8 protein-coding genes and 3 pseudogenes are annotated in these 12,209 nt (G+C 69.7%); 7 read left to right on the top strand and 4 right to left on the bottom strand.

From position 1 onward, the window contains the following. The first annotated feature begins 274 nt into the window (after positions 1 to 274). Together AB0K17_RS26900 and AB0K17_RS26895 are read left to right on the top strand one after the other, a co-directional pair. Positions 275 to 655 (top strand): hypothetical protein, encoded by a 381-nt coding sequence (locus tag AB0K17_RS26900; protein WP_365984551.1) that lies wholly within the window; start codon positions 275 to 277, stop codon positions 653 to 655. A 41-nt stretch (positions 656 to 696) separates the two neighbouring features. After that, entirely contained in the window at positions 697 to 2,100 is a 1,404-nt protein-coding gene (locus tag AB0K17_RS26895) for an MFS transporter (protein WP_365984570.1), read from the top strand. 38 nt (positions 2,101 to 2,138) lie between these two features. Here AB0K17_RS26895 and AB0K17_RS26890 read toward each other — a convergent pair whose 3' ends face one another. Continuing rightward, a complete protein-coding gene (locus tag AB0K17_RS26890; protein WP_365984550.1) occupies positions 2,139 to 2,837 on the bottom strand; it encodes an alpha/beta hydrolase in 699 nt (232 codons plus the stop codon). A gap of 251 nt (positions 2,838 to 3,088) precedes the next feature. Between AB0K17_RS26890 and AB0K17_RS26885 the strand changes: the two are divergent. Next, positions 3,089 to 3,274: pseudogene (locus AB0K17_RS26885) on the top strand (IS5/IS1182 family transposase); the annotation flags it as partial. 358 nt (positions 3,275 to 3,632) lie between these two features. On the opposite strand, the pseudogene AB0K17_RS26880 reads toward AB0K17_RS26885, so the two are convergent. Together AB0K17_RS26880 and AB0K17_RS26875 are read right to left on the bottom strand one after the other, a co-directional pair. Then, positions 3,633 to 4,601 (bottom strand): annotated as a pseudogene (locus AB0K17_RS26880) (7-cyano-7-deazaguanine synthase); the annotation flags it as partial. Between the two features lie 117 nt (positions 4,602 to 4,718). Beyond that, positions 4,719 to 5,225, bottom strand: a complete 507-nt coding sequence (locus AB0K17_RS26875) for a hypothetical protein (RefSeq protein ID WP_365984549.1) — start codon at positions 5,223 to 5,225, stop codon at positions 4,719 to 4,721. 564 nt (positions 5,226 to 5,789) lie between these two features. On the opposite strand from AB0K17_RS26875, the gene AB0K17_RS26870 reads away from it, so the two are divergent. From AB0K17_RS26870 to AB0K17_RS26855, 4 genes are all read left to right on the top strand, one after another. After that, the gene (locus AB0K17_RS26870; RefSeq protein ID WP_365984548.1) at positions 5,790 to 8,561 is read left to right on the top strand and encodes an AAA family ATPase; all 2,772 of its coding nucleotides are present in this window, start codon (positions 5,790 to 5,792) and stop codon (positions 8,559 to 8,561) included. A gap of 366 nt (positions 8,562 to 8,927) precedes the next feature. Beyond that, positions 8,928 to 9,182 (top strand): hypothetical protein, encoded by a 255-nt coding sequence (locus AB0K17_RS26865; RefSeq protein WP_365984547.1) that lies wholly within the window; start codon positions 8,928 to 8,930, stop codon positions 9,180 to 9,182. Next, on the top strand, positions 9,179 to 9,706 hold the full coding sequence (locus AB0K17_RS26860) for a hypothetical protein (protein ID WP_365984546.1): 528 nt from the start codon (positions 9,179 to 9,181) through the stop codon (positions 9,704 to 9,706). Before AB0K17_RS26865 ends, AB0K17_RS26860 begins: the two co-directional genes overlap by 4 nt. 95 nt (positions 9,707 to 9,801) lie before the next feature. After that, complete coding sequence (locus AB0K17_RS26855; RefSeq protein WP_365984545.1) at positions 9,802 to 11,007, top strand: hypothetical protein; 1,206 nt, start codon at positions 9,802 to 9,804, stop codon at positions 11,005 to 11,007. Between the two features lie 153 nt (positions 11,008 to 11,160). Here AB0K17_RS26855 and AB0K17_RS26850 read toward each other — a convergent pair. Beyond that, a pseudogene (locus tag AB0K17_RS26850) lies at positions 11,161 to 11,550 on the bottom strand (creatininase family protein); the annotation flags it as partial. Between the last annotated feature and the right edge of the window lie 659 nt (positions 11,551 to 12,209).

Genomic DNA, 12,209 nt, shown 5'->3' with positions numbered 1-12,209 from the left:
CGGCCGAGGCGGGGGTTGGGGATGCTGCACCACCAGGTCTCCCCTCGCCGTTCGCGGAGTTCGAGCCGGTGCTGGCAGCGAACCTGGGCCCCGAGCGGCCAAAGCGGTTCCGGGAGTTCGACACCTCGTCACCGTCGGGCACGGCTTCCTGGCACAGGGGTGTGCCGCGCCTGACTGGCCAACGGCACCGCGGTGGCGGTCAAGCCCCAGCAGCCCGAGCTGGACGAGGTGACGGCCGAGGATATGCGGCTGCCGCGGCATGGCGGCCCGGTTGGTGGCCGCGCGCGACGCTTCGGTTCATACCGTCGTGGACGTCCCCGCCATGCTGGGCGTGCTCTTCGATGCCATGGAGACGGAGACCAGCCTCCAGGTCGAGGCCGGGGACATGCGCCGGTCACGGCGGCTGACTGAGAGCTACGAGCACCTGACTGTGCCCCAGGTGCTGATGCCGCCGACCACCGCGTCCCTGGCTCCGCTGGCGCGCGTGCACTCACCGCTGTGGCGAATCCGCGACTGCGAGACGTACGGGCAGGTTCACTACAAGCAGGGGAACTGGAGCCGGGGCCCCGAGGCCGGAAGGCGCCCTGGAAGCCCGGCGCGGGCGACCGTACTGTCTGCGGCCATGACAATGGCCTTGCGCTGGAGAGCGACGTGACCCCTACCGAACCGGCCCGGCTCGGCGCCGCCCGCGGCGGCATGGCCCGCGTCGTCACCGGGAGCCTGATCGGCACGACCGTCGAGTGGTACGACTTCTTCCTGTACGCATCGGCCGCCGCCCTGGTGTTCAACACCCAGTTCTTCCCCGCGGGCGACCCGCTCGCCGGCACGCTCATCGCCTTCGTCACCTATGCCATCGGGTTCGCTGCCAGGCCGCTGGGCGGAATCGCCTTCGGGCACTTCGGCGACCGGATGGGCCGCAAGAAGCTGCTCGTGGTCAGTCTGCTCATGATGGGCGGCGCCACCTTCGCCATGGGCCTGCTGCCCACGTACTCCACCATCGGCACCGCCGCACCCGTCCTGCTCACCGTCCTCCGCCTCGTCCAGGGCTTCGCCCTCGGCGGCGAATGGGGCGGCGCCGTGCTCCTGGCCTTTGAGCACGGCGGCGGCGCGCGCCGCGGATTCTGGGCCGCCTGGCCCCAGGCGGGCGGCCCTGCAGGCAACCTCCTGTCCACCACCGTCCTGGCCCTGCTCGCCGCTCTCCAGCCGGACCAGGAGCTCCGCGCCTGGGGCTGGCGCATCCCCTTCCTGCTGTCCGGCCTACTCGTTCTGCTCGGCCTGTGGATCCGCAACGCCGTCCCCGAGTCGCCGGTCTTCCTCCAGGCCCGTGCCGAACCCCCGGCCCGGATCCCTGCCGTGGAGGTCGTCCGCACAAGACGCCGCGAGATGCTCATCGCGATGGGCATCCGGTTCGGCGAGAACGTCTCCTACTACGTCCTCACGTCGTTCCTCCTCGTGTACGTCACCACACATCTGGACCTGCCCCGCAGCACCGCCCTCAACGCCGTACTCATCGGCTCGGTCGTCCACTTCGCCACCATCCCGTTGTGGGGCGCACTCTCCGACAGGGCAGGACGCAGACCAGTCACGCTGATCGGCTCAATAGGAATGGGCATCTGGGCCTTCGCCTTCTTCGCCCTGCTCGACTCCCGCTCCTTCCCCCTGATCACCGTCTCGCTCACCGTCGGGCTGCTACTGCACGGAGCCATGTGCGGCCCCCAGGCCGCCTTCCTCTCCGAAATGTTCGACACGAAGGTCCGTTACACCGGTGCCTCCATAGGCTTCCAGCTCGCCTCCGTGTTCGCCGGCGCCCTGGCCCCCATCATTGCCGTCGCACTCCTCAGGGCCCACGACTCGGCCACACCGGTCGCCGTATACGTGTGCCTGGCCACCGCCGTCACCACCCTCACGGTCTTCCTCGCCCCGGAGACCCGCGGCCACGACCTGACGCGCACGGGTGAGGCGCTTGGCCGGCCACCTGGACTCGGCGCTCCCGGGGCCCCGGCGCCTGCAGCCATGACCCACGCCGGCGAGTGTCATGCCGAGCAGACGCGCGGGTCCTCATCGCGGCCATCAACAAGCGGCTGTGACCAACGCACGTGATACACGCCGACAAGGAGTCCCCATGCATGGAACTGCAGTCACCCCCTGGCTGTGTCGAGGAGGATCTGCGCCAGTTCGCGCGGCTGGGAGAACATCGGCCAGTGGCCGGTGTCCATCTCGATCAGTCGCCAGTGCTCGCTGACCAACAGCTTGGCCACGTCGTCGCTCGGCTCGGGGTCACCGAGCGTGCACTTGATGTACGTCGCCGGGAGGTCACCGAGCGGCCGTTCCAGCACAGCGGGTTCGGTCAGCGTGGCGCCCGGGTGCGGTGTCGAGCCGCCTACGATCCGTGCGATCTGCTCATCGGTGAGACCGTGGCCCTCGTAATGGGCCGCAGGCGCGACCGGCCAGAACCCTCCGTTCTTGGCGATCGATGCCCTCACCATCACTCCGCCGTCCGGCCATGCAGAGATGAACGGTTCGCCATTGGCCGGAACACTGGAGTCGACAAAGACCACGCCTGCCAGCCGGTCGCCGACCCGCCCGGCGGCCTGACCGACTGGTACGCCCGAGTAGCTGTGACCTACCAGGACGACGTCACGAAGATCTTGTCGCTCGACCTCATCAACGATGTCCTGGACATGGGTTTGCTGCCCGGCCGGCATACCTCGCTTCTCGGCGAGACCGGACAGCGTCAGCGGGTAGACGCCGTGGCCAGCCGCTCGCAGATGCGGCACCACCTCGTCCCACGCCCACGATCCGAGCCGCGCACCTGCAACCAGCACGTAGTTCGCCATGGCCGCACCGTAGCGGAGCGGCTCGACAATCGATCCGGAAAATATTTTCGATATCCGCCCAAATTGAGCTTTTTGATCCTGTCTCGGGGTGATATATTGCGGTTTTCCGGGCGGTGAGATGATTGGCCGCGGATGTGACGGCAGAGTCAGGCTTCGTTCCGGCGCCTCCTCTCCCATCCCAAGGCACCCCGGCCCATGGCCCTTCGCTCGCTGATCAGGCCGGCCACCGCGCGGTACATCGGAACATGATTCCGCGCGGCGGCTATCCCAGTGACCTGTCCGACGCCCGCTGGGAGCTGATCAGCGCCCGCGTGGAACATGCCTTCGCGAGGATGAAGAACTACGAGATCCTCCGTGACTGCTGGCAGCGTGGCGACGGCCTCGACCACGCGGTCCGAGCCGTCGCTCACATGCACAACTTCGCCCTGGCAACATGATCAGGAACGCCGGTACCAAGCCCTGACCTGCCAGATCACAGCCCTCTGCAACACGCTTTAGAGCCACCCACTGGCATAGGCTGGGGACCGTGTGCCTGGCCCTCGATCCTGCTCAATGAAAACCGGCCCTGTTGCTAGCATCAGTGCAGGTTAAGAGGTGTCGTCCCCGCACCCGCGGGGGTAGCTCGCGACTGGGTCCGCTGTCGAACGCCTCGATTCGATGACAGCGGACACTCTCCCGCTGGCGCCCCACGGGCTGACCCCGGCGTCCTCGTTGCCGCCCACGCGTAGCGTGGGCACGGGCAGGCTGTCGGCGCAAGGTCAGGCCGGAGGCTCTCGTCCTCGGACGGCCGCCGTCTCACGGAGGAGGGCGGCAGCGTCCAGGACGCCTACGGACGGCGGGCAGCAGGGCCGTGGGGTTCAGCCGGCTCGTGCGGTCAGGAGCTGGGCGCGTGTGTAGGTGGTGGTTCCGGCCTGTGGGGTAGTGCGCAGGAGGTCGACCAGCCCCTGGGCTGGGCCGGGTTCGCCGGGTGTGACGGTGGGTGCGGAGATGTCTTCGAGGAGTTTGTCGATGAGGCGGGCGAGGGTGTGGTTGCCGGTGCCGTTTTAGCCCCAGCTGATGCTTCAGCCGGGGCGGGCCACTGGGTGTTGTCCTGAGTGCGGATCCAGGGGGTGTGGTCGCTGACGGTGAGGGCTGCCAGGGGTGAGGTGGTGGGCAGGCGCTGCAGGGCGAGGGTGAAGATGTCCTCGGGGTCGTCGTTGTGCCAGCACTTGAGGCGCCGGATGGCTGGCACGCCGGTGACCGGGTCGTGCAGCAGCTGATCGGTTTCGGCGTCATGGGCGTTGGTGAGCAACACATGGCCGCGCCACACCGTTGAGGCCAGTGAACTATACGTCGGTACCCCTGGCTTCCTGCAGGAGTTCGATGCTCTCCGGGCCTTTCGGTGCGGAGCGTCGGTGCTGGGGTGGCCAAGATCCAACGGACGATGTCCGCCTTGATGGCATGCAGGAACGGCGCCAGCAGCATGACGCCCTTGGCAAGGAAGCCTCCGTTCGACACGCGGATCGTCTCAGCCATCTGCGCGAAGAACTCCGGTCGGCAGCCGGAGTAGACCGCGTGATCCCCCGAGTGCGCCGCGAAGGCCACCGAATCGGCTTTCGCCGCGACCGCCGCGCCCATGACTATCGACAGAAGGACCGTGTTCCGGCTCGGCACGACCGTGATGTGCATGGACCGGTCGCTGTAGTGCCCGTCGGGTGCCGTGATCGAGGGGTCGGTCAGCGCGGAGCCGCCGAGCAGGCAGCCAATGCTGGTCAGGTCGACGACCTCGTGGCGGCATCGAGCTGGTGCGCGGTCCGGGCCGAGTAATCAAGCTCCTTCAGGTGCCGCTGACCGTAGTCGAAGAAACAGCAAGCTCACCCGGCTGCCCTTGGCGGCCAGCAGTTAGGCCACGGCGGTGCTGTCCAGCCCGCTGGACGCGATCACGACCGCATGCCGCGGCGTGCGATCCGTCATCTCGTAAACCCGCTCCATCGCGACCTGCCCTCCAGCACCAGAGCAAGGGGGCTGGATGTATTCGCTGGTCCGTACGCCCGTTGCGGACGAGGCCTGGGACCGCCCTTCCGCGACGGGACCAGCAGGTTGCCGCCCGTGCCCTCTGCAGTTCCCCGGTGCCCTGTGGCTTCCTGCCGCCCGCGCGATCCGCGAAACCGCGTGGCCACCGTCCGTGGCCTCGGACCTGCCGGTACGACGGGCCACATCCCGGGCACGGCCGGGAGCCGGCGGGCCGGACAACACCGCCCAGAGCAGCGCCGCAACACCAGTCGCGGCCTGCGCCGACGTGCCGGCCAGTTGCCCCGCGTCGGGGCTGCCCAGCAGCCAAATCAGCGGTGTTGAGACGATCGCGGCCACCGTCACGACGATGGCGGTGATCTTCCAGCGGTGCGACATGCCGCCCACCCCCCTCCGAAACCCGCCAGCGACACGGTCGCACAGGCCCGCTACACCCCGCCTGTACCTGGCGGCAACGCCCTGCTGTGGCCGACTAGTTCCGGCCATGCCAGCAAAATCCCGCCCCTCCCGTACCGATGGCAATGCTGGTCCCAGCGGCAGCCGTGCCAGCCGCAGCAGGAACGTCACTGGCAGTGCTGATCTCGGTCAGTCCAGGTCGGTGCCGGCCAGAGGGTGACCGCGAGCGCGATGTGGGGGACAGCACTCAGGCAGAGCATTGCTGCCGTGCTCGAATCGGATGCGGTGTGCGCCTCTCGCAGCGCCAGCAGACCGGTCAGCACCGCCGGGGTCGACTGCCGGTCAGTGAGCCTCCCCCTACACAGTCCCTGGCGCCCTGTCAGCACTTTGACGGAAACCTCCAGCGCCTGGGGGCGGGACTGTCACCCTGGGGGCTGCTCAGCGGGTGCGGCCCGGCCCCCGAGGTCCGGCCGGAAGCCGCGCCCGACATTTTGCGCGCCGCAGCGTCCTGCGAGCGCATGGTTGCGTTGAACCAGTGGGGGACGAATGCGGCAGACGTCCGAGGCGCCGTTCCTGGGCAGGCACGAGGAACTGGCCCGGATGGACACCTGGCTGGACAGGGCGGCGGACGGCGAGCCCCGGATTGTCGTCATAGACGGAACTGCCGGGATCGGGAAGACCTCCCTGATCCGACGCTTTCTCGCCGGCAAGGCCCGGGACTGCCGCGTGCTGACGGCCAGCGGCGAGGAACTCGAACAGGACCTGGCCTACGGTCTCATCACGCAACTGAGGAGCCACCTGCCCGCGGCGGCCGGTGCGGCGCTCCCCGAGACGGTTCAGGGTGCCCCCGCCGACACCGCCGCGCAGGACCCCATTTCCGTGGGGGCCGTGTTCCTGGACGCCCTGGGGCGGTTCCAGGACCGGAAACCGGTGGTCCTGGTGATCGACGACATCCACTGGGCGGACACTCCCTCCCTCCATGCGCTGACCTTCGTCCTGAGACGACTGCGCGTGGACCGGGTGCTGACTGTGCTGGCCACCCGTGACTCGTCCGATCCCCGGCTGCCGCAGGGGCTGCACCGGCTGATCCAGGACGACACCACGCTCAGGCTGACCCTGGAAGGCCTCGGGGTGCCGGAACTGATGGCACTGAACGCGGCCCTCGGACCAGCGTCGCTGCCCCGCCGGACCATGGTCCGGCTGCGGGATCACACACTCGGCAATCCGCTGCACGTCAAGGCGCTGCTCCAGCAGTTCCCCGCCGACGCCCTCGGTGGCCGCGCGGTCCTGCCCGCCCCTCGCAGGTACGAGCGGATCATCGCCGAACGACTCGCCGCCTGCGACTCCGGAACACGCCGTCTGGTGCAGGCCGCCAGTGTCCTCGGCATGTCCAGCCCGCTCCATCTGGCGGCGGAGGTGGGTGCTGTCGCGGAGCCTTTGCTCGCGCTCACCCGGGCGAACGCGGGCGAGCTGCTGGAGGACGACCCCAGCGGCACCCCGCCGCAGGTGGCCTTCCCCCATCCCCTGCTGCGTGCGGCCGTCTACCGCGGACTGGAGCCAGCCGAGCGCTCACACCTGCACCGCGTGGCCGCCGCTCTTACCGTCGACCCATGGATCGCGCTGCAGCACCGGGTGCACGCCGCCGCCGGACCAGACGGCCGACTTGCGGAAGACCTCGCCGAGTTTGCCGCGCAGCAGTCCGCAAGAGGCGCCTGGTCCGCAGCGGCCTCCGCCTCGGTGGCCGCCGCCCGGCTGGCCGCCGAGCCCGGCCGGCAGGCGCGGTGGCTGCTCCAAGGGGTCGAGTACCTGCTGCTCGCCGGAGATGTCAGCCAGGCCGCCGAACTCGAACAGACCGTCCGCGGCCCGGCTCCGGACGCGGAACGGCACTACGTCCTGGGACACCTCGCCCTCACCACGGGCCGGCTCGGCGAAGCCCGCCGGGAGCTCGCCGCCTGCTGGGACACCTGTGACGCGACCACGGGACCGGAGACCCTCCGCAAGGCCGCCGAGCAGATGGCCTGGCTGTGCCTCATCCAGGGGAACGCCCCGCGCATCATCCGCTGGGCCGAACGCGGGCTCGCCCTGCCGCCGGGCGAGCGGTCGTCGTTCCTTCGCGACTCCCTCGCCATCGGCCTGGCCATCTCCGGCGACTACGAACAAGGCATGCGTTCCCTCGCCCACCTGCCGGACACCGGGCCCCGGGACACCCCGCAACAGCTGGACGGTCTGCTCGCACGCGGCATGCTGCGGCTGTGGAACGGGCAGCTGCACGAGGCCCGCAGGGACCTGAAGGAGGCCTTCGACGCCCACCGCCGTGGCGGACTTCCCTACGCGGCCCTCGTCGCGCTGGGCTTCCTCACGGACGCGGCATACCGGGCCGGGCAGTGGGACGAAGCGATCGCTTACGGCACCCATGCCGTGTCCCTGGCGGAGGACACCGACCAGATATCCATCCTCGCCGTGGTCCACGCCGTGACCGCCTACCCTCTCGCCGGCCGGGGCGACTTCCGGGCCGCCGAGGCCCATGCGAAGTCGGCGGCCGAACACGCCCGCGTGCTCTCGGACGTCAACGACTCCGCCTTCGCGGCCACCGCGCACGCTCTCATCCATGCCGCCCGCGGTGAGCACGAGGAGGTGATCGAGCAGCTGAGCCCCTTCCTGAGCCCGGAGATCGTCCACCGGTACGGCATCGAGGAACCCGGCCTGGTCGCCTGGCGCCCTCTGCTGTGCGAAGCCCTGACCCGCACCGGCCGCACAGCCGAAGCGCAGCTGGTACTCGCTCCGTACGAGCAGCGCGCGGCCGAGCGGAACCGGCCGCTGGAGCAGGTGGCTGCCGCACGCTGCCGCGGGCTGCTGGAAGAAACCCGCGGCCACGCCGAAGCCGCCGGCCAGGCGTTCCAGGACGGCCTGCGGCACTGCGCACAAGGCGACGGCTGCTGGGAAGAGGCCCTGCTGCACCTGGCGTACGGCACGTTTCTTCGCCGGTCCGGCCGACGCCGCAGCGCGGCGGCCGAGCTGGAACACGCGTACCGGACCTTCCGCCGCCTGAGGGCCACGCCGTACCTCCAGCGGTGCGACAGGGAACTGAAAGCCTGCGGGCATGCGACCGCGCGTCCGGGCAGCACCTGCCATCCGGCCCTGACCCCGCAGGAACTCACCGTCGCGCGGCTGGCCGTACAGGGCCTGACGAACCAGCAGATCGCCCGCGAGCTCGTACTGAGCGTGAAGACCATCGAGTACCACCTCAGCAACAGCTACAGCAAGCTCGGCATCACTTCCCGCATGGGGCTGGTCGACAAGCTGGCTCGGGACGCCTGACGACACGGGCGGGAAGAGGCGTTGGACGGCGCGACACCGGCGGCGGGCGGCGCCATCTCCCAGTCGCTGCACGCCGGTGCGCGCCCCAGGGATTCACCCAGGGTCGACCCTGGGGCGCCGTGTGCTTCCGCTCAGTAGCGTTCCTGGTCACCACACACGACCGATTGGGGGGAAGAGTTGCGTGCGACCACGTTCCTTTCACGCCTCTTCTGCGCTGCGCTGCTCGCTCCGGTGCTGATGACCACCGTGGCGTGCTCGAAGGGCGGAACACCACCACCAGGGCCGGTGAATTCCGGCCCCCGGACGGCCACCGCAGACGATTCACGGAGCGCGCAGGACGGCGTCTCCCTCCGCACTCCACCGCGCGTGGTGGGCAGCTGGTGCGGAGGAACGGACACGGCGGCGCACTGGACCTACGTCTTCGCCGGCGACGGGCGGTACGCCCGCAGCAACGGCAGGCAGGGCGACTCCGGGACCGCACGCTTCGACAGCGGGCAGCTGACGCTCCTCGTCGACGGTCGGCCCCTCATCTCCTACCCGTGGTCCCTGTACTCCGCCCCGACCCTCGGTGACCTGTTGTACATCGACGGCTTCAGCTACGTACGGGGGAAGTGTTCATGACCACTGAGGTCCCCGGCAGGACCACGGGCCGACGGCGCCGCCCCCCGCTCCTGCCGCTCGCGGCGCTTGTGCTGCTGTCCGCCGTCGCCGCCTGCTCGGACTCCGGGAAGCAAGCGGACACCGTGCCGTCCGCTTCACCCACCAGGGCCGCCATCGGGCCCCGGGACCTCGTCGGCGCGTGGGAGAGCGCGCAGCCGGGCAGCAACACCACACTCGCCTACCGGTTCACCGAGGAGGGGAAGTACAAGTACGTCGGCCTGCTCTCGTACCCGATGGGGGCGGAAGGGACCTACGAACTCACCCACATCGCCGAGGGTACGTACGAGGCGTCGGCGGACGCGCTGACCCTCAGGCCCCGCTCCGCGACCGTGACCAGGAAGAACCCCGAGAACCCGGAGCAGGACTACACGAACAGTCCGGCCCCGGTGGACACGCAGCACTACCAGTGGACCATCGCAGACCGGAAACTGTCGCTCATCCGCCAGGACGGAACGAAGTTCGTCTTCACGCCGGTGTCGCCATGACAGACCCCACGCCTGCGGACCCGACCGGCACCACTCCACCCCGGCGGCGGTTCTGCTTGCGGACCCGTGTCCAGTTCGGGCTCATAGCCGTGATCGTGACCGCTACCCTGGTGGCCACCTGGCAGTTCAAGCAGGCCGGTGACGGCTACCAGGACGCGGTCGCCGAGGAACTGAAGCTGCAGGCGGCGGTCCAGGAAGAGGCCCGGTACCTGTACGCCGACGAGGCGCCCCTCGCGTTCCGTGTGGCGGCAGCCGCCGGCCGGGCCGAGGCCCTCGGCCCGCTCAGGAACGACGGCCGGCTCGCAGCATCGGAGTTCGCGCTCGCCGAACACGAGGCCGCCAGCCTCCGTGAACAGGCCAGGCCGGGGAGCATCATCGGCAGCGACCGGTACCTGGACGCCCAGAAGGGCTACGACGTTCCCCGCCGCTTCGCCGATCAGGAGAAACAGGACGCTGCCGACCACCGCCTCAGGCCCGACCGGACGATGGCGGGGGGCGACCGATGGGCGTTGTGGGGGCGGGTGTCGCTGACCGTGGCCGCAGCGGCGCTCCTCGCAGTACTGGCTACCGCGAGCGTCCTGCGCCCCGAGGCGTGGCGAATCCCGCCACCAGCCGCCGGCGGGCCACGCCGCCTGCGCGGCATCGACCCCATTCCGCAGCCGGCGACGGCCCCGTCGGACCGCCGCCGCGGCACGCAGCTGCACCTGCTCGTGGTCGTACTGCTGTTCCTGCTGCCTCTGCTGCAGCTGACGGCGGCCTCCGGCGAGCAGCGCGCGCAGGCCGAGGCGTCCCGGCAGGCGCTGCGGCTCGGCGCCGCCATCGTGGCCAGCGGCCAGCGCGCCGCCTTCCTGACGCAGGCCGTCACCGCGTCACACGTGGCCGACATCCATGCGGCTGCCCGCGAGATCGCGGTCCTGTACCAGAAAGACTCTCCCGCAGTACGGCACGAGCGGGCCGTTGCCGCAGCCGAGACGCGTCATGCCTCCCAGTTGCGTGTGATGGCGGAGAACATGGGCCGGCCACCCGCCGTCACCGACGGAGTCTCCGCCGCATCCGTGGCCGCCCTGCGGGCCCGGCCCGAGGACTGGCCGGACATGCGGGCCGAGCAGAACCGGCACAAGGCCCAGGCGGACGCAGCCGGTGCCCGAGGGCTGTACCTGGCCGCGGCCACGGCGCTGGCGGTGGTGGCGGAGATGCTGGCAGCCGCATTCCTGGAATCCGGACAACTCTCCAGGATCGGCTGGCCCACGGGATGCGCCACCACCTCGATCGGCCTCACGGCATGGGCGATGCTCGCGTGACCCCGCCGAGCCAACCCACGACGAGCGGCACTGACGCCCTACCGGCTCACGGCTGAGCTGGCGCGCGGCAGAATCACGGGCAGCAACAGGCCGGGCATCTGGCAACCGGCAGCACATTCGCTCCGGACCTTTTGTGCCCCGGCTCCTCCAAGGCCGTGAGGGGGTGTTCGTCGGGCGTGTCGTTTCATCAGGCGTCTTGATTGGCGGGGTCGAGTGGTCAGCCTTGTCGATATCGCCACGTACGAGGTCCGGGGCGCCGTGGAGGAGTAGGGAGACCTCAAAACCTCCCGCCGTCCATGTCCTCAGCGCTACTGCTCTCCGGCTCGGCGTCGGCGCAGACCCGGGCGCGGCCTTCGCTGACGGGGGAGAGGGCAACTCGGGAGCTGGCGACGTTGAGCTCCTGGACGACGTTCTGCAGGACCCGGTAACGCCGTGGCCGTCGACGGTGATCAGGCCGGGCACGCCGGAGGCTTCGAGGCTGCGCCATATGTCGTGGAGCATGGAGCACAGCGTCCCAGCGCTGATGCTGATGGTTCCGGCCACGGGGCATGCTCGTGGAAGCGACGGATCACGTTCGGCGGCAGCAGGAAGACCCCACGGGTGCGGGGACGCCCCTCTGTCTATATGAAGAGCCGGGATGATCTTGCGAGCTATCCCCGCGAGTGCAGGGACGACAAGAAGCGGCTGGCCGTGAAGGTCGGGGTCACCGGACTACCCCTACGGGTGCGGGGACGACTACGCCGTCACCCCCGGTACGGTCTACGAGACGGAGCTACCCCCGCAGGTGCGGGGACGACACTTCTTGACCTGCACTGATGCTAGCAACGGGGCCGGTTTTCATTGAGCAGTATCGCGGGCGGGGCATGCGTTCCTGGGCCAATGTCAGTGGGTGGGTCTAGCGTGCTGGTCCACTGTACGGAGGGGGCACTGGTGGAGCAGACGCGGTCGATTGTTGACCTGAAGAGGGTGATGGGGCTGTCGGGGGGATGTCGTCGCCCGGGTCTCGCGGTTGTGGGGGAAGTCCGCGGCGCGGAACGGCGGACGGAGCCACCTGTTGCTTGGGCACTTGCTGGACAACTGCCGCTGTGGCCGAGGTGATGTGGGGGCAGTACTTATCGGCCGCGTTCCGGCGTCGGTCGGCCGGTGTTGAGAACTCTGCCCACGACACGAGGGGCCCCTTCCGGACAGCCAGGTCGCAGCTC

This window comes from Streptomyces sp. NPDC049585 (genome assembly GCF_040675615.1).
In the GTDB taxonomy this organism is placed as follows: Bacteria; Actinomycetota; Actinomycetes; order Streptomycetales; family Streptomycetaceae; genus Streptomyces; species Streptomyces luteosporeus.
This window is presented reverse-complemented; position numbering and strand designations above follow the sequence as displayed.

Bases quoted from the DNA above. Each gene is read 5' to 3' on its own strand.
- AB0K17_RS26890 (WP_365984550.1), bottom strand. From the start codon at position 2,837: ATGGCGAACTACGTGCTGGTTGCAGGTGCGCGGCTCGGATCGTGGGCG.
- AB0K17_RS26870 (WP_365984548.1), top strand. From the start codon at position 5,790: ATGCGGCAGACGTCCGAGGCGCCGTTCCTGGGCAGGCACGAGGAACTG.
- AB0K17_RS26895 (WP_365984570.1), top strand. From the start codon at position 697: ATGGCCCGCGTCGTCACCGGGAGCCTGATCGGCACGACCGTCGAGTGG.
- AB0K17_RS26860 (WP_365984546.1), top strand. From the start codon at position 9,179: ATGACCACTGAGGTCCCCGGCAGGACCACGGGCCGACGGCGCCGCCCC.
- AB0K17_RS26875 (WP_365984549.1), bottom strand. From the start codon at position 5,225: ATGTCGCACCGCTGGAAGATCACCGCCATCGTCGTGACGGTGGCCGCG.